Genomic DNA, 15,957 nt, shown 5'->3' on the forward strand with positions numbered 1-15,957 from the left:
CTTACCGAGTGCGCTTACCGGGTGCGCAGCTTCAAGGCGACGCCACAGAACATCGCCCCCAGCCCCAGCATTGTCAGATCGAATCCCGCCAGCACCCAGTCGCCGTCCATGATCGTCCTGCCCAGATGACGGTTCGTGGTCATGGCGTTCACCAGTGGCAGCAGGCAGAACATCCCGGCTGCGACGAGGCTCTGCTCTTTCCAGAGCTGGCCCAGCGGCCGCAGTGATGCGTGAAGGGCCATGATCAGCCAAGCCAGGAACAGCACGTCGACTTCCAGCGATGCGCGGGGTTTCAGGTCGACAGGGACCAGGCGATTCGCCCAGAAGTACGCCGCGATCGCGATTGGCAAGCCGATGATGGCGGCCACGTTCAGGCGTTCGACCAGGCGCAGGCCAGCATGGCTGACCGGCCGTCCGCGGTCGGCGCGTTGCCGCCGCTTCACGACCCACAGCACCATGCCGGTCGCGATCATGGCGGCGCCCAGCAGGCCGGACAGCACGTACAGCAGGCGCAAGGCAGGTGGTGCGAACTGGCCTTCGTGCAGCCCCAGCATCAGGTCGCGGAAGGCTTTCGGGCCGGACTGCCAGGCGTGGCGTTCGACAAGCAGATCGCCCGAGATGCCGTCGTAGGCCAGGATGTCGGTGGCCCGCATCGGCCCGGCCGAAAAGTCGCCGACGACGATGACGCGTGCGTTGGCGTCGAAGGGATTCTGGATGTCGAGTGCGGCGATGGGCGCGTCGCTCCAGCGCCGGTGTGCGTCCATGGCGATGCGTGCCAGGGGCAGCAAGGTCGCCCCCCTGTTGGACGCTTTGGCCGGCGCCAGCGGCACGAAGACGTCATCCAGGAACGCGCTGCGGCCGGTGTCGCCTGGCCCATACCACGGAGCGACGATCAGGGGCATGAGAGTGAACATGACGAATACCAGCCCCGAGTACGTGATCATCAGCTGGAAGGGCAAGGTCAGGACACTGACGGCGTTGTGCGCGTCGAGCCAGGATCGCTGGCCCTTTCCATAACGGAAGGTGAAGAAGTCCTTGAAGATTTTCTTGTGCACGACGATGCCGGTGACCAGGCCGATCAACATGGCCACGGTCGCGATACCGACGATCCACTCGCTTGCAGTCTGGGGCAGGTAATGCAGCTTCCAATGCATCTGGTAGAGCGTCTGCCCGCCTGCGGTGTTGCGGGTGGGTAGCTCGGCGCCGGTGGTCGGGTCGAGGTAGGCCGAGCCGGATGTCTGGGCAGGCAATGCCCCCCGCGGCGCCTGCCAAGACACTTCCAAATACGGCGCATTCCGATCGATCGGCAGCGTGATGCTCCACCGCCGCGCGCCGTGCGCGTGCTCGGACAGGTACGCGGTGGCCAGGCGGATCGCCGCGTCTGTCTTCAATGGCGTCTGCGAAACGGTCGCCACCGGCAGCTCAGGCCGCATCCACCGATCGATCTCGGTATCCAGGTAGCCCGCGGTGCCGGTGATGAACATGAAGTATAGCAGCCACCCGACCAGCACGCCCAGCCAGGTGTGCAGCCAGGCCATTGACTGGCGGAAGGCGTCTTTCATGGCGCGGAGGCCGCGTGCAGCGACGCGACACGGCGGGTGCCAGGGAGCCCCCTGCTGCGAGCCTTGATTTGGCCCTTGGTTCGGTCTTTGACCTGGGCCTTGGTTCCGCCTTTGATCTGGCCCTTCATGTGACCCACCCTACGACCGCGCCCGTCACCAGCGCAACCCCACACAGACCGATCCACGCCGCACGCGCGCTCCGCGCGCCAAACGCCCACATGACGGCGGCGGCATACACGACGAAGCTGAATTGCATGGCGGCCAGGGCGGCATCCACGCGGTCCCATCCCCACCCGGCAGTCAACGCCACCGGCACAAGGTTGGCCACCGCGTAGCCGCCGACCACAGCCGCCAGAGCGCGCCACACTACGTCGCGACGAGCGGGCGCCATCAAGCGAACGTCCCGCCTGATGCGCCATGCCGTGGCAGCACACGGGTGCATCGCACCGCGCATTTGTGCCTGGGCGCACACTCATGCCGGTCCGCGCTGCATGCGGCCCCTCTACCCACATCACGAGCGCATGGCACCGCGCACCCGTGCCGGTCCGCAACGCATGCAGCCATGCTGGATGCGGCCCCGCGGCATGCGCCCCGTTCACCCGCGCTCATGCTGCGCTTAAATATCCGCCGACAGCGACAGCAGCAGCGTACGTGGCGCCCCGTACGTCAAACCCTGGCGAGCGGCTGACATCCAGTAGTTCTTGTCGGCCACGTTTTCGACCGTTGCACGAATCGTGATGGGCGTCTTGCCGGCCACGAACCGATAGCGGGCGCCCACGTCAAAGCGCGTCCAACCCGGAATCTGCTGGGTGTTGTCGGTGTCGACGAACTGCGACGTGGTCCGCACGGCGCGTGTGGTCAGCGTCAGGCCCACCAGAAACGGGGTGTCCCATTCGGCGGCGGCATTGAACTGAAAACGCGGCACGGCCGGCGCATTGCGGCCGTCATTCAGGCCACCTTCGGTTCGCGTCAGCTTGCCGTCGGTAAAGGCCGCGCCCGCCAGCAAGCGCACGCCGGTTGCCACTTCGCCCTGCGTGACCAATTCCAGTCCGCGATTGCGCTGCTGGCCATCCACGCCAAAAACGTTGGTGGCCGGATTTCGGTAGCCATTGGCACGCTCGATTTGGAACGCGCTAAGGGTGGTGGCGAACCGGCCAAAGTCGTATTTGGTCCCGACTTCCATCTGCTTGGCTTTGGACGGCGGGAACATTTGATTGGCGTTAACCGCATCGGCAGGCGCCGTGGGGCCTTGGGTCAAGCCTTCGATGTAATTGCCGTACACCGACAATACCGGCGTGACTTTGAACACCAATGCGGCAACCGGTGTGATGGCGCTTTTCTTGTAGCTTGGATCGATGCGGTTTCCCGTGACGGCGTCGAAGTTGGACGACTCGACCTGCTGACGCCGTGCGCCCAGCGTCAACTGCAGCCGCTGGTCGGCCATCGAAATGGTGTCAGCCAGCGCAATGCTGTTCAACCGCGTCTGCCCTGTCTTCGGGACGCCATCGGCAATGGCGATTTCCGGCCGCGCGTTGAACACTGGCGAATACAGATTCGACGAAATCACCGACCCGTTCTGGCGACGCGATCCACTGTTCATGGTCAGGGTGCTGACGCTGGCCACCGCGACGTGCTGCAGGCCGCCGGTGGCGAACTTGCCGCGCACGCCGCCTTCGGCCGTGCGTGTATCGACGTATTGGTTCAGACGCACCGGACGTCCAATCAGGCTGCCAGCGGCATCTTCAAGCAAGAACGAAGTCTGCAGACTGGTGAAGTCATAGTTCATGGCCCCTGCCGCACCGTACGCCGTCAGGTTGGGCGAAATGTCGACTTCACCACGCACCGTGGCCGCCAGTTCTTTGACATCCCAATATGTCCAGTCGGGCAGAAAGTTCGTCTTGTTGTCGGGCGCGCGGCCAATCTGGAAGCCGCTATCCGGCAGCAGCAGACCGCTGCGCGCGCTCGTGCGGCGCTTCTGGTAGTTCACGTCGGCTTCAAGACGCACCTTGTCACCCTGATAGTCGACGCCCAAGGCCACGGCGCTCAATGCGGAACTGGAATGATCGACCGGCGTGTCTCCCGATCGACGGATGGCATTGAGCCGCACGCCCCATTCCTTGTTTTCGCCAAAGCGGCGGGCCAGGTCCACATGCGTGCCGAATTGGCCGCCGCCCATGTAGGACAAGGTGACGCGATTCAGCGGGTCGGGACCGGCGCGTTTGGGCACCAGGTTGATCGCGCCGCCCACGGAGCCGGCAGGCGCCATGCCGTTCAGCAAGGCATTCGGCCCCCGCAGGACGTCGACCCGTTCCACACCGATCAGCGAACTGGAGTCGCGTGGCGACATACCGTACAGACCGTTGAACGAGATGTCGTAGTTGAACAGCGTAAAGCCGCGGATGTTGAATTCGTCGCGGCCGGCATCGCGCGAGTAGGTGTTGCGGATGGCCGGATCATTCACCAGGATGTCGCCCAGATTCTGCGCCTGCTGATCCTCGATCAGCCGCGACGTGTATTGCGTCGCGCTGAAAGGCGTATCAAGCATGTCCTTGTTGCCCAGGATGCCCAGGCGCGATCCCCGGGACACCTGGCCGCCCGCGTATGGCGCCGGCAGGCCGGAAGCGATTGCGTCGGCGGTCACGCTGACGGCAGGCAAGGTCGAAATGGCGGCCGGGCCTGCCGCCTGGCGCTGGATGGTGAGGGTGCCCGGCCCGCTGCGCACCGGCACCAGACCGCTACCACGCAAGGCCGTGTCCAGCGCCTGCTGCAGGGTCAATACCCCCTGCAGTGCAGGCGCCGTCTTGCCGGCCAGCAGGGCGCCCTCGGCACCGATGGCCACGCCCGACTGACGTGACAAGGCGTTCAGGGTCTGCGCCAACGGTTGTTCCGGCAACGCGACCGACAGCGTGGTAGTGGGCAACGGGGCGTTTTGCGCAGCTGCGTACCTGGGCGCCGTCGCCATGCCTAACGCGGCGCTGCATGCCAGCGCGATCGCGCACAGCGAATGGGTCGCGGCGCGATCTGCACGCGGGGTCGAAGGCTTGTTCGAACGCGGGGTGGCACGCGGCGCGCGGCCGCATACGGGCAGCGCTGCAAGGGGGTGGTGTCGGATCATGGACCTTGTCCTCGGGTGGGTTTCAAGCAGAAGACCGAGAAGTCACCCCAACCCTGACAACTATTTTTGCTGGCGCAATTCGATGGTGATGGGTTCGCCCGCGGCACGCGTCACGCGCACCGGCAGCATGTCGGGCAGGCCCTGAAGAAATGCCTGCGGATCCCGCAGCGGAAAGCTGCCACTGACTCGCAGATCGCGCAGCCGCGCCGGGTCTTGCAGCCGGAAGGGTTGCGGCACGTAATCGTTCCAGCGGGCCAGGGCTTCCGATAAAGGCGTGTTGTCGAACACCAGCCAGCCCTGCCGCCACGCGCCGACGTCATCCGGCGGCAGCGTGCGGCGCACGCCCAGGCCTTGGCCATCGGCGTGGATCGCTTCACCTGCCTGCAGCACAACCGGGGGACTGCCTGACCCTGTGCTCGCTGCCCCATCCGACACGCCCGCATCACCGCGCGGCCACACACCCACCCGGCCCTGCGCCACGGCAACCTGCATGTGGCCCTCGCGCGCGCTGACCGTGAACGTGGTCCCCAACACACGCACCTGCCCCCATTCGGTCGTGACCGTGAAGGGCCGATCGGGATCATGCGCGACCTTGAAGCGGACTTCGCCTTCCGACAGCCGCACTTCGCGGCGGTTGCGGTAGACCACGACCGTGCAAGTGGTCCGCGCTGCCAGACTCAGTTCCGACAGGTCAGCCAAGGTGCGGTCGAGTTGCTGGGCCCTTCCGGTCGACAGGGCCAGCTGTTCCAGCGGCTGCTGCCAGTACCACCGCCCCCCACCGGCCAGGACTGCGATCACACCGCCCGCGCCCAGCATGCCAAGCGTGCGGCGGCGGCCTTCCCGAGCCGCCGTCTGGCTGCCTGGCAGGGGAACGCTACTTTGCAGAGCGCTGGCGTCCGTGCTGTCCCACAGGCGCTGCGCCGCCTCAACGGCCTGGGCCTGCTCGGGGCTGCCCGCACGCCAACGGGCAAGTTCATCGCGCGCAGCCTGCGCCACCTCGGGGGTCGCCTTGTGCGTGCGGCCGACCAGCAGCAGGGCCTTTTCGATCAGGGCGCGAGACCGCGGGTTGGAACTCATGGTCAGGGAATGGAAACGGCAAACGCTACCAAAGTACGCGGGGGTGAGACTGCTGACATCATGGGCGCGACGCCGACACGCCGGCGCAATCCAGGATGCCACGCATGACATGCCGCTCGATCGCGGTCACGTTCAGCCCCATCCGTTCGCCAGCCTCCGCGTAGCTGTAGCCATGCACCCTGACCAGAATGAACACGGCGCGGCGTTTGGGCGGCATGACGGCTAACCGCTGGATCAGGCGATCGAGCTGTTGGCGGGCGATCACCTGCCCTTCGACCGATGGCATGCAGTCGGCGGAGACCAGCCCCAGCGTGTCCAGGACCCGCTGCTCCGCGGCCCGCCGCGCGGCTGCCGTGGCGGCAATGTTGCGGCCCGCGCGATACAGCAATGCGCGGGGCTGCAGAACGGCGCCGCCCGAGTGCTGCAGCGCATAGATGCGCGCGTAGGCTTCCTGCACGACGTCGGCGGCGGAATGGCCATCGCCCGACTTGCGCGTGAAATACCGTAGCAGTTCTCTGTAGTAACGCTCGGGCACGGAGATACCTGGTGGTTGGTGAAGGCAGTGGCGCTGGCCTCCGTAAGGACGCAAGTGTATAGCAATGATTCTCATTCTTCATCCTTGCAGCGTTGCGGATGAGCCACCTCTCACGCAATAAAAAAGCGGCCCGAAGGCCGCTTTTTCTTCCACAGCCTGCTGTCCGCAGGCAGGCGGATCAGTTCAACGAATCCGCCACGCCCGCCGCATGCGCCTGTTCGTCGGCATGGTACGACGAGCGCACCATGGCGCCGACGGCCGCATGGGTGAACCCCATCGCGTAGGCTTCGCGTTCGAACATCTTGAACGTGTCGGGGTGCACATACCGCAGCACCGGCAGGTGGTGCTCGGACGGCTGCAGGTACTGGCCGATGGTCAGCATGTCGACGTTGTGCGCGCGCATGTCGCGCATGACTTCCAGGATTTCCTCGTCGGTCTCGCCCAGGCCGAGCATCAGGCCGGACTTGGTCGGAACGTTCGGGTGCAGCGCCTTGAAGTCGGCCAGAAGCTTGAGCGAGTGCTTGTAGTCCGATCCCGGACGGGCCTGCTTGTACAGGCGCGGCACGGTTTCCAGGTTGTGGTTCATGACGTCGGGCGGTCCGGCGTTCAGGATGGCCAGCGCACGATCCAGGCGGCCACGGAAGTCGGGCACCAGCACTTCAATGCGGGTGTTGGGCGACAGTTCGCGGGTCTTCTGGATGCATTCGACGAAGTGGGCGGCGCCACCGTCACGCAGGTCGTCGCGGTCCACCGAGGTGATGACGACGTAGTTGAGCTTCATGGCGCCGATCGTGCGGGCCAGGTTGAGCGGCTCGTCGGTGTCGAGCGGGTCGGGACGGCCGTGGCCGACGTCACAGAAGGGGCAGCGGCGGGTGCACTTGTCGCCCATGATCATGAACGTGGCGGTGCCCTTGCCGAAGCATTCACCGATGTTCGGACATGAGGCTTCTTCGCACACGGTGTGCAGCTTGTGTTCGCGCAGGATCTGCTTGATCTCGTAGAAACGCGAACCGGGCGATGCGGCGCGCACGCGGATCCAGTCGGGCTTCTTCAGCTTTTCAGCCGCGACGACCTTGACGGGAATGCGGGAGATCTTGGCCTCCGACTTCTGCTTCTTAAGCGGGTCGTAGGACTTGTTGGTGATGACGGGTTCGGCGGGGATGGCCGCGCTGGCCGCATCAACCGACGTATCGACTACAGAGCTCATGGCTAGTATTCCTGAACAGCGGGGCCGGGGTAGAACCGGGGGCTGTGATTGGTGATAACCCCCTATTCTACCGCCGCGGAGGGGTCTCGCGTTGTTGCACTGCGGGACGGGTCGGCCGGGGTCGCCAGCAGCTGCGCGCTCAGGTGGGCCGCCAGCCGTTCGCCTGCGGTGACCAGGTCCACGTGGATGCCGCAAGCTGACAGGTCAACGGTGCGCAGGCCCGCGTAGCCGCAGGGGTTGATGCCATCGAACGGCGACAGGTCCATCGCCACGTTCAGGGCCAGCCCATGATAGGTACAGTGCTTATGGACCTTGATGCCCAGGGCCGCGATCTTGGCAAGTTCACGCGGTGGCGCGGCCGCGATCGATCCGTCAGCACCCTCCAAAAAATTTTGGCCGGCTCCGGCCGCCGGCCGTGGCCACGGCACATACACCCCCGGCGCGCCCGCCTTGCGCTGCGCGTCGTTCACGCCGAATTCCGCCAGGGTATCGATCAGCGCCTGTTCGACGCGAGACACGTATTCCTTCACGAAATACCCGACGCGCCGCAGGTCCAGCAGCACATAGGCCACGACCTGGCCCGGCCCGTGATAGGTCACCTGCCCGCCCCGATCGCTCTGCACGACCGGTATGTGGCTGGGCGCCAGCAGGTGCTCGGGCTTGCCAGCCAGGCCCTGCGTGTAGACGGGGGAATGCTCGACCAGCCACAGTTCATCGGGCGTGTCGGGTGTGCGCGCCGCCGTGAAGGCACGCATGGCTTCCCACGTGGCCTGGTAGTCCGAGGGGCGCGGCAGCCAGCGGATCAGCATGGCCGCACCGTAGCAAAGCGCCGCAGCACGTGCAGCGGCACGGGCAGCGGCCCGCGCAACCGCGCCACGGGGTGCCCCCCAACCGCAGCCGTCACAGAACGATTTTGACCATCGGGTGGCCGCTCAGCTCTTGATACAGCGCGTCGAGCTGTTCGCGCGACGTGGCGCGCACGGTAAAGGTCAGGCCGAGGTAGTTGCCGCCCTTGCTGGGGCGCATTTCCACCGTGGCCGGATCGAAGACCGGGTCGTGGCGCAGCACGACTTCGGTCAGCGTGGCCGCAAATTCAGGGTGGTGCTGACCCATCACCTTGATGGGAAAGTCCGACGGATACTCGATCAACGAGGTCCGTTCATCCGGGGATTCGATTTTTTCCATGATCACAACGCCGCAATGGCCTCGTCGTATTCCTTGCGCAGGCGGGCATAGACCGGTCCGGGTTTCCCGGTGCCGATCGGCTGGCCGTTGTAGGACACGATGGGCAGAATTTCCTTGGTGGCTGACGACAACATCAATTCGTCGGCCGCTTGCACTTCGGCTTCGGCAACGGGGCGGATCTCGATGGGCAGGCCGCGCGCGGCGGCCAGACCTTCGATGAATCCGTAGCGGATGCCTTCCAGAATCAGGTGGTTCTTGAGCGGCGCGATGATCGCGCCGTCTTTCACCACCCATATATTGCTCGATGACCCTTCCGACAGGAACCCGTCGCGGAACATCACGACTTCCTGCGCCTGATGATCGACAGCGTACTGCTTGGCCAGCACATTGCCCAGCAAGGATGTGGACTTGATCTCGCAATGCAGCCAGCGCTCGTCGGGCATGCTGACGACGCTGACGCCCTGCTCACGTTGCCGCGCGTCGGGCCGCGTGAATGGCGACGTCATGCCGAACACGGTCGGAACCACGTCATTGGTCGGGAAGGCGTGGTCGCGCTTGGCCACGCCGCGGGTCACCTGCAGGTAGACGAACTGGTCATCGGCGGGCGAACTGTCGATCAGCTGGCGCACCAGATCTTCCCATTCCACCAGGCTGTGCGGATTGCGGATGCGCAGCGCGCCCAGGCTGCGTTCCAGACGAGCCAGGTGATGGCTCATGCGGAACGGCTTGCGATGGTAGACCGGGACGACTTCGTAGATGCCGTCGCCAAAGATGAAGCCGCGGTCGAGCACCGACACCTTGGCTTCCGACAGTGGCGACCACGCGCCATTCAAATAGACCAGTGGGTCGCCCGTGATCCCGTCGATCATCCCGTTTCCTTGAAGATTATTTGAACCAGAGACGCATGGCGTCGAACGCGCGGCCGAAGATGCCGGCCAGTTCGACCGGCTCCAGCACGACCAGCGGCACTTCACGCACCGGCTTGTCGTTCAGCGTGAGCTTGAGCGTACCCACTTGCTGGCCCGGGAGCAACGGGGCGACCAAAGGATCGGTGCGTTCGATTCCGGACTTGATGTTGCCGGCCTGCCCACGCGGCACGGTCACCCAGATCGGCTGCGGCGAGCCCAGCTTGGCGGTCTTGGCGCTGCCCTTCCACACCGGTGGTTCGGCCACGGCCTGGTTGGCGGCATACACCCGGACGGTGTCGAAGTTCTGGAAGCTCCAGTTCATCAGCTTCAGGCTTTCCTGCGAGCGTGCGTGCTCGCTGGCCGCGCCGACCATCACGGTCAGGATGCGACGATCGCCGCGCATGGCAGACGCAATCAGGCAGTAGCCGGCCGCATCGGTGTGACCCGTCTTCATGCCATCGACCGACGGATCGAGGAACAACAGGCGGTTGCGGTTGGGCTGCGAAATCTTGTTGTACGTGAACTGACGTTCCTTGTAGTACGTCGAGTAATACGCGGGGTGGTCCTGGATCAAGCGCTTGGCCAGCAGCGCCAGGTCGCGCGCGGTAGTCACGTGCGTCGGATCGGGCAGGCCCGTCGAGTTCACGAAGTGCGTGTTGTTCAGGCCCAGGCGCAGGGCTTCCTGGTTCATGAGCGTGGCAAAGGCTTCTTCGGTGCCCGAGACGGCTTCGGCCAGGGCCACCGTGGCGTCGTTGCCCGACTGGATGATCATGCCGCGAATCAGTTCGTCGACCGACACAGGCTTGCGCGGCTCGATGAACATGCGCGATCCGCCCGTACGCCAGGCCTTTTGCGACACGTTGATCGTCTGGTCCAGCGACAGGCGCTTTTCCTTCAGCGCGTTGAACACCAGATAGGCCGACATCACCTTGGTCAGCGACGCAGGTTCCACTCGTTCGTCGGCACGGTCTTCGGCCAGCACCTGGTCGCTGGTCACGTCGATCGTGACCCACGACCGGGCTGCGACGGCCGGCGCCGGAATGGCCGACAGCAGGCCCACCGACGACATCGCCGGCGCGCCGGGCTGGGCCGACGACGTGGTGGCGGCCGGCGCCGCGGCAGGACCGGCAGCGGTGGCCGGAGCCGTCGGGGCCGGGGCTGCAGCAAAGGCAGCAGGCAGTGCGGTGGTCGTGACGAGCATGGCCGAAGCCAGGGCGGTCAGGGCGTATCGACGACCTGTAGCACCCAGAGTGGAACGCAGATTCATGGGGGGAGAATTCGAGTCGTGCATGCGGGACTGGGCGCCGGCCGGCGGTAAGAAGCCAGGGACGACGGGATCACTTGACCCGGCATGCGAGATGGAAAAGACCGATTATAGGCACCCCGGCAAGCCGAGGCCCGGCGCGGGTCCGGCCGGGGAATGCAACGGATTGCTACTGTTGCCAAATCAGGGGCGTGTCAGGTGCGCGAGCACCAGGCGTTTGACGATGGTCAGGTTGCCGTGGAAGAAATGGCCCGCGCCCGGGATGACCGTGACGGGCAGCGACTGCGGCCGCGCCCAGTCCATGACCGACGAGAGCGGCACGGTGTCGTCCTGCTCGCCATGGATGACCAGTGTGTCTTCGGGCACGGTGGCGACCTGGAACCGGCTTGCAGCGGTTCCCAGCAGCATCAGCGCCGACACCGGCAGGCCGCGCGGGCTGTCGGGTCCGCAGGCGGCAAACACCTGGCTGGCGACGGCACTGCCGAACGAAAACCCGGCCAGCGCAAAACGCCCTGCGGCCAGGGCCGGGTACCGTTCGCGAAACTGGTCGACCAGGTCGGCCATGTCGGCCGCCTCGCCAATGCCGTTGTCAAAGACTCCTTCGGACTTGCCGATGCCGCGGAAATTCGGCCGCACCGTCACGAATCCCTCCTGCACGCAGGCGCGCGACAGCGTCGTCACGACCTTGTTGTCGCGGGTGCCGCCAAACAGCGGATGGGGATGCAGCACCAGCGCCCAGCCGATCGCGCCCTCCATCCCGCCGTCGGGGATATCAAGCGCGCAATCGATGAGGCCGGCCTGGCCGGTGAAGGTGAGGGTGTCGGTAGAAGCAGCCATGCGTGTCCAGAAGCCTTCAGATCATCAGCCGTTCGACCGGCTGGCCTTTGACGAAGTGCGAATCGATGATCTCGTCGATATCGCTTTTATCGATGTAGGTGTACCAGATGCCTTCGGGGTAGACGACCAGCACGGGCGCCTCTTCGCAGCGGTCCAGACAGCCTGCCTTGTTGATGCGGACCTCGCCCTGGCCGGACAGCCCGAGCGACTTGATGCGCTTCTTGGCATATTCCTGCATCGCCTGCGCGTCGCGGCGGGCACAGCTCGGGCGCGACGCCTTTTCTTCGCGCTCGTTCAGACAGAAAAACACGTGGTGCTTGTAGTAGGAACTCATGGACAGGCGTCCTTCAAGAAGTGGGAGCGGCGTCGATGGGGGCCCGGCGCGGACGCGTCAGCCAGACCAGCGCCGCAACGGGCCAGATCACCGACAGGCCGAGCGTGAGCGATTCCAGATGCAGCCACCCGGCGCGGAACACGGTCGACATGCCGAAGTACTGATCGGCCGGAAACAGGTTGACGATCGCAAGTTGCATGACCAGCGCGGCGATCCCCAGGCCACGCTGGACGCCGTTCGGCACATACGACAACAGTACCGCGAAAGCCACGCCGACGCAGCCGCCGACCACCGCGCCCTGGGTCAGCCAGATGGCCGGATCGAGCCCCGGAATCGCCAGCGGTTGCAGCAGCACCTTGATGGCCAGCGCCAGCACGACCAGCGCAACCGGCAGCACACCGCGCGCAGCCACCGGCTTGGCGCTGTGCAGCAGCAACATGGCCGCGCCCACCATGGCGACGGCGGTGCAGATCTGTTCGGCCCAGACGCGGTGCACCGGCTCGGGCGCCCAGAATTCGGCCACCAGCTCCGCCGGAAACGCGGCCCAATCGCCCAGTAGCAGCCAGAATTCGCCGGTGCCGAACAGCATGGGCTGACGCGGCACCTGAACGATCACCCACAACGCAGCCAGGATCAGGGCCGGACCGGCGTCGGGCAGGAACCAGCGCAACCGCCATTTCAGCAACGCACTGCGGCCGATCAGGCGGCGAGCCGTGGCAACGCCCACCAGCGCGCCCAGCAAGGCGCCCGCCGCGTTGGCGGCAAGGTCGACATTGGACGAGATGCGGTCAGGCAGGAAGGTCTGCAGGGCTTCCAGCCCGCCCGACACGCCCCCGCACAGCAGCACGGCCAGCAGCACCGCCAGGGCGCCCCGGCAATACGGGTATACCGCCCAGACGAACAGGGCCCCCGCCGGAAAGTAGGCGGCCACATTGGCGGCGATCTCGGAGCCCACCCAGTACCGTGGCCAGGGCGCCTTGAGATAGGCGAACGCCGGCACCCCGACGTCCATCCAGTCGGTGATGGGATACAGGCTGGCGTAGGCCACCAGCAGCAGCACGATCGACAGGGCGAGCCTGGCGAGCGGCGCGGCGTAGCCGAGTGCCGGAGGCGCCGGCTCGGCCGCGGGGCCAACGATGCTCATGAAAGATAAATGACATGCATTTGCGACATGCCTCAAGTTTACGTGCACTCGGCGGGCGTGTCGTTGCCACCCGACAGGGGCCGCCTTGGGGAAAAACCGGGTGGCGTGCGGCGTTGCGGCCTACAATCCCGCCCATGTTCGCGTCTTCCGCCTCTGGCCGGGACCCTGCGTCCCTCGCCTCGAACCCTTTTGCCGCCCGCGTCGCGCGGCTGCTGCCCGACTGGCACGACGTCAGCTGGGTGACTGAAACCGCCTCGACCAACGCGGATCTGCAACGCGCCACCCGGGCTGCATTGGCCGACTGGCGCGGGCCCCTGCTGCGCGGCGCCGACCTGCAGACTGCCGGCCGGGGCCGGGCAGGCCGCCCCTGGCGCACCCAGGCCGGCGATGCCCTGCTGTTTTCCTGCGCCCTGAACACCCGGCTGCCGCCGGCGCAGTTGCCGCCGCTGTCCGTCGTGGCGGGCGTGGCGGCGTGCGAGGCACTGAACCGTTTCCTGCCGGCCGCCGCCCAGCCCGTCACGGTCAAATGGCCCAACGACCTGCAATGGGGCAGCGCGAAGCTGGCTGGCATCCTGCCCGAAACGGTCAGCCTGCCTGCGGGCCTGCGCACCGCGCCGCACCAGATCGGGCTGGTGCTGGGCATCGGCGTGAACCTGCGCGGCGGCGCCGCGCTGTCCACGCACCTGGGCCGGGCGGTGGCCGACTGGTCGATGACGGGGGGGCGCGCCGATCCGGCCGACCTGGTGGCGGCAATTGCCGAGGCCTGGCGCACCGCAATCGATGTCTATGCCGCCGAAGGCTTTGCACCCTTCGTGGCCCGATTTGCCTGTCACGACGCGCTTGGCGGGCACACCGTGCGCGTGCTGGATGGCGATCGTGTGCTGTTCGAAGGCATTGCCAGCGGCGTGGATGCGACCGGCCGGCTTCAGGTATCGACCTCGGACGGCCTGCGGGCCGTGACGGTAGGCGACGTGTCGGTGCGCAGCGCATGACAACGGCCGGGACGCCTGCTGGCGCGGCGCCATCCGATAGGCCCGGACTTGACGCATCGCCGCCCTTGACCACGCTGCTGGTCGACGCCGGCAATACGCGGGTCAAGTTCGGGCTGCGGCGAGACCGCGATTACTCGGCCATGCCTGCGCCGCGCGAAACGGCGCAGCGCGCGTTCGGGTACGACGAGCCCGAGGCGATCGCGGCCTGGCTGGATGGGCTGGTGGCGGCGGACGGGGTCGCTGCCGGGCCTTACGGCAGTGCGGCGGCGGACGGCGTTGCGGCCGCGATCCCGGCCGTGCTGGGCACCAATGTCGCCGGCGCCGCCGTGCAGCGCATGCTGGACGACCTGCTGGCCGCGCACGGAGCGACCGTGCAGTGGCAGACCGCCACGGCATCGCGGCTGGGCCTGGTGAACGGCTATCGGGAACCGACCCGCCTGGGCCCGGACCGCTGGCTGGGCATGGTCGGCATCTGGGCCTGCGCGCAACGGCCTGCATTTCTGACCACGGCGCCCTTGCCCACCGTGCATCTGCTGGCCCATTTCGGGACGGCGACGACGCTCGATACCATCGACGAGACCGGGCATTTCACGGGCGGGCTGATCCTGCCCGGCCGCGAGATGATGCGGCGATCACTGGCGACCGGCACGGCCAACCTGCCGGCGGCCGAAGGCCACATCCAGCCCTTCCCCGGCGACACGCACGATGCCATTGCCTCGGGCGTGGCCGCAGCCCAGGCCGGCGCGGTGGCGCGGCAGTGGCTGGCGGTGCGCGACCGGTACGGCCGCCCGCCCCTGCTGCACGTCAGCGGCGGGGCCTGGCTGTCGATTGCGACGGAAGTACAACACTTGCTGGGCGCCATTGGATCGACGCAGATCATCCGTGTGGTCGATAATCCGGTGTTGGACGGACTGGCCTGTGTTGCCGAGGCCGCCTCCTATTCCCTGTCTTCCCACCGTTCGTGAAATCTCCCCGCCATGCGTAGTGTGTTCGTCGTGTTGCTCCTCGCCAACCTGGCCCTGTTCGGCATCGGCCACGGCTGGTTCGGCCAGGCCAAGTCGCAACGCGGGCGCGAGCCGGCGCGGCTGAATCAGCAGATCCGCGAAGAAGCGATCGAAGTGCCCAGGATGCCGGGCGTGAATGAAACCGGGCCGCGGTCGTCGGGTCTGGAGTCGGGCACGCCCTTGGCGGCAAATGGGGCAACGGCCTTGGCACCCGGGGGCGCGGCCACTGCGGCAGCGGCCGGCTCGGGCGCCGCCGCCGTGCTGGTGCCAGCCACCGCGCCGCCCGCTGCGCCGTCGCCTGTCCCGCCCGCCCCCGCCGCGCCGCCAGCCGCAGCCGCGCTGGCCTGCCTTGAATGGGGCAGCTTTACCGATGCCGAATTGCCCGCGGCGCAGCGCTGGGCCGAAGAACGCCTGACGGGCGCCCGGGCAGAAATCCGGCGCGTCGGCGACCGCCCCAACTGGATGGTGATCGTCCCGGCATTTTCCGATGCCGATACGGCGCAGGCGGCCGCGATCCAGCTCAACCGGCGCGGCGTGAAGGACCTGTTCGTGATCCAGGAAGCGGGCCCGTACCAGAATGCCATCTCGCTCGGTGTCTTCCGCAATGAAGACAGCGCGCACCGTCAGGTCGACATGCTGCAGGGACAAGGCGTGCGTAACGCCAAGGTCGTGACCCGCCCTGGCGGCACGATTCGTTCATGGCTGGTGGTCCGCAACGTGACGGCCGACCAGCAGCAGGCGTTGCAGGATGCGCGCACGACGTTCACGCGGCAGACGGTCGGCAACTGTTGAC

16 protein-coding genes are annotated in these 15,957 nt (G+C 66.6%); 3 read left to right on the plus strand and 13 right to left on the minus strand.

What is annotated here, in order from left to right; all coding sequences use genetic code 11:
* Window positions 1-14: 14 nt before the first annotated feature.
* The 13 genes from IE116_RS12710 to IE116_RS12770 form a co-directional block, all read right to left on the minus strand.
* Window positions 15-1,562, minus strand: coding sequence for a PepSY-associated TM helix domain-containing protein (locus IE116_RS12710; RefSeq protein ID WP_189612935.1), 1,548 nt, complete (start codon window positions 1,560-1,562; stop codon window positions 15-17).
* A 124-nt stretch (window positions 1,563-1,686) separates the two neighbouring features.
* On the minus strand, window positions 1,687-1,953 hold the full coding sequence (locus IE116_RS12715) for a hypothetical protein (protein ID WP_189612937.1): 267 nt from the start codon (window positions 1,951-1,953) through the stop codon (window positions 1,687-1,689).
* A gap of 225 nt (window positions 1,954-2,178) precedes the next feature.
* The gene (locus tag IE116_RS12720; RefSeq protein ID WP_229828132.1) at window positions 2,179-4,677 is read right to left on the minus strand and encodes a TonB-dependent receptor; all 2,499 of its coding nucleotides are present in this window, start codon (window positions 4,675-4,677) and stop codon (window positions 2,179-2,181) included.
* Window positions 4,678-4,737: 60 nt separating this feature from the next.
* Window positions 4,738-5,754, minus strand: a complete 1,017-nt coding sequence (locus IE116_RS12725; protein WP_189612939.1) for a FecR family protein — start codon at window positions 5,752-5,754, stop codon at window positions 4,738-4,740.
* Between the two features lie 58 nt (window positions 5,755-5,812).
* Window positions 5,813-6,289: an RNA polymerase sigma factor gene (locus tag IE116_RS12730; RefSeq protein ID WP_189612941.1), complete on the minus strand. Its 477-nt coding sequence runs from the start codon at window positions 6,287-6,289 to the stop codon at window positions 5,813-5,815.
* Between the two features lie 178 nt (window positions 6,290-6,467).
* Complete coding sequence (gene lipA, locus IE116_RS12735) at window positions 6,468-7,496, minus strand: lipoyl synthase (protein WP_189612943.1); 1,029 nt, start codon at window positions 7,494-7,496, stop codon at window positions 6,468-6,470.
* Window positions 7,497-7,558: 62 nt separating this feature from the next.
* Window positions 7,559-8,302 carry a lipoyl(octanoyl) transferase LipB gene (gene lipB, locus IE116_RS12740; protein ID WP_189614606.1) on the minus strand — a complete coding sequence of 248 codons (744 nt, stop codon included), beginning with the start codon at window positions 8,300-8,302 and terminating at the stop codon, window positions 7,559-7,561.
* Between the two features lie 94 nt (window positions 8,303-8,396).
* Entirely contained in the window at window positions 8,397-8,681 is a 285-nt protein-coding gene (locus IE116_RS12745; protein WP_189612945.1) for a DUF493 family protein, read from the minus strand.
* A 2-nt stretch (window positions 8,682-8,683) separates the two neighbouring features.
* Window positions 8,684-9,550 carry a D-amino acid aminotransferase gene (locus IE116_RS12750; protein ID WP_189612947.1) on the minus strand — a complete coding sequence of 289 codons (867 nt, stop codon included), beginning with the start codon at window positions 9,548-9,550 and terminating at the stop codon, window positions 8,684-8,686.
* 16 nt (window positions 9,551-9,566) lie between these two features.
* Complete coding sequence (locus IE116_RS12755; RefSeq protein WP_229828133.1) at window positions 9,567-10,856, minus strand: D-alanyl-D-alanine carboxypeptidase family protein; 1,290 nt, start codon at window positions 10,854-10,856, stop codon at window positions 9,567-9,569.
* Between the two features lie 180 nt (window positions 10,857-11,036).
* Window positions 11,037-11,690 carry an alpha/beta hydrolase gene (locus IE116_RS12760; RefSeq protein ID WP_189612949.1) on the minus strand — a complete coding sequence of 218 codons (654 nt, stop codon included), beginning with the start codon at window positions 11,688-11,690 and terminating at the stop codon, window positions 11,037-11,039.
* A 16-nt stretch (window positions 11,691-11,706) separates the two neighbouring features.
* Window positions 11,707-12,024 carry a (2Fe-2S) ferredoxin domain-containing protein gene (locus IE116_RS12765; protein ID WP_189612951.1) on the minus strand — a complete coding sequence of 106 codons (318 nt, stop codon included), beginning with the start codon at window positions 12,022-12,024 and terminating at the stop codon, window positions 11,707-11,709.
* Between the two features lie 13 nt (window positions 12,025-12,037).
* Entirely contained in the window at window positions 12,038-13,168 is a 1,131-nt protein-coding gene (locus tag IE116_RS12770) for a VanZ family protein (protein WP_189612953.1), read from the minus strand.
* A 134-nt stretch (window positions 13,169-13,302) separates the two neighbouring features.
* Here IE116_RS12770 and IE116_RS12775 point away from each other — a divergent pair, with 134 nt between their 5' ends.
* The 3 genes from IE116_RS12775 to IE116_RS12785 all read left to right on the plus strand — a co-directional run bounded on the left by IE116_RS12775 (window position 13,303) and on the right by IE116_RS12785 (window position 15,956).
* Window positions 13,303-14,160 carry a biotin--[acetyl-CoA-carboxylase] ligase gene (locus IE116_RS12775; protein ID WP_189612955.1) on the plus strand — a complete coding sequence of 286 codons (858 nt, stop codon included), beginning with the start codon at window positions 13,303-13,305 and terminating at the stop codon, window positions 14,158-14,160.
* Window positions 14,161-14,225: 65 nt separating this feature from the next.
* Window positions 14,226-15,125: a type III pantothenate kinase gene (locus tag IE116_RS12780; protein ID WP_229828134.1), complete on the plus strand. Its 900-nt coding sequence runs from the start codon at window positions 14,226-14,228 to the stop codon at window positions 15,123-15,125.
* Window positions 15,126-15,137: 12 nt separating this feature from the next.
* A complete protein-coding gene (locus IE116_RS12785; protein WP_189612960.1) occupies window positions 15,138-15,956 on the plus strand; it encodes an SPOR domain-containing protein in 819 nt (272 codons plus the stop codon).
* The last annotated feature ends 1 nt before the right edge of the window (window position 15,957 follow it).

This window comes from Pigmentiphaga litoralis, from assembly GCF_014651835.1.
GTDB lineage: Bacteria > Pseudomonadota > Gammaproteobacteria > Burkholderiales > Burkholderiaceae_B > Pigmentiphaga > Pigmentiphaga litoralis.

Excerpts from the sequence above, each read along its gene's own strand:
- IE116_RS12710 (WP_189612935.1), bottom strand. The coding sequence starts at position 1,562 with ATGAAAGACGCCTTCCGCCAGTCAATGGCCTGGCTGCACACCTGGCTG.
- IE116_RS12715 (WP_189612937.1), bottom strand. The coding sequence starts at position 1,953 with ATGGCGCCCGCTCGTCGCGACGTAGTGTGGCGCGCTCTGGCGGCTGTG.
- IE116_RS12720 (WP_229828132.1), bottom strand. The coding sequence starts at position 4,677 with ATGATCCGACACCACCCCCTTGCAGCGCTGCCCGTATGCGGCCGCGCG.
- IE116_RS12725 (WP_189612939.1), bottom strand. The coding sequence starts at position 5,754 with ATGAGTTCCAACCCGCGGTCTCGCGCCCTGATCGAAAAGGCCCTGCTG.
- lipA (WP_189612943.1), bottom strand. The coding sequence starts at position 7,496 with ATGAGCTCTGTAGTCGATACGTCGGTTGATGCGGCCAGCGCGGCCATC.
- IE116_RS12745 (WP_189612945.1), bottom strand. The coding sequence starts at position 8,681 with ATGGAAAAAATCGAATCCCCGGATGAACGGACCTCGTTGATCGAGTAT.
- IE116_RS12750 (WP_189612947.1), bottom strand. The coding sequence starts at position 9,550 with ATGATCGACGGGATCACGGGCGACCCACTGGTCTATTTGAATGGCGCG.
- IE116_RS12755 (WP_229828133.1), bottom strand. The coding sequence starts at position 10,856 with ATGAATCTGCGTTCCACTCTGGGTGCTACAGGTCGTCGATACGCCCTG.
- IE116_RS12760 (WP_189612949.1), bottom strand. The coding sequence starts at position 11,690 with ATGGCTGCTTCTACCGACACCCTCACCTTCACCGGCCAGGCCGGCCTC.
- IE116_RS12765 (WP_189612951.1), bottom strand. The coding sequence starts at position 12,024 with ATGAGTTCCTACTACAAGCACCACGTGTTTTTCTGTCTGAACGAGCGC.
- IE116_RS12770 (WP_189612953.1), bottom strand. The coding sequence starts at position 13,168 with ATGAGCATCGTTGGCCCCGCGGCCGAGCCGGCGCCTCCGGCACTCGGC.
- IE116_RS12775 (WP_189612955.1), top strand. The coding sequence starts at position 13,303 with ATGTTCGCGTCTTCCGCCTCTGGCCGGGACCCTGCGTCCCTCGCCTCG.
- IE116_RS12785 (WP_189612960.1), top strand. The coding sequence starts at position 15,138 with ATGCGTAGTGTGTTCGTCGTGTTGCTCCTCGCCAACCTGGCCCTGTTC.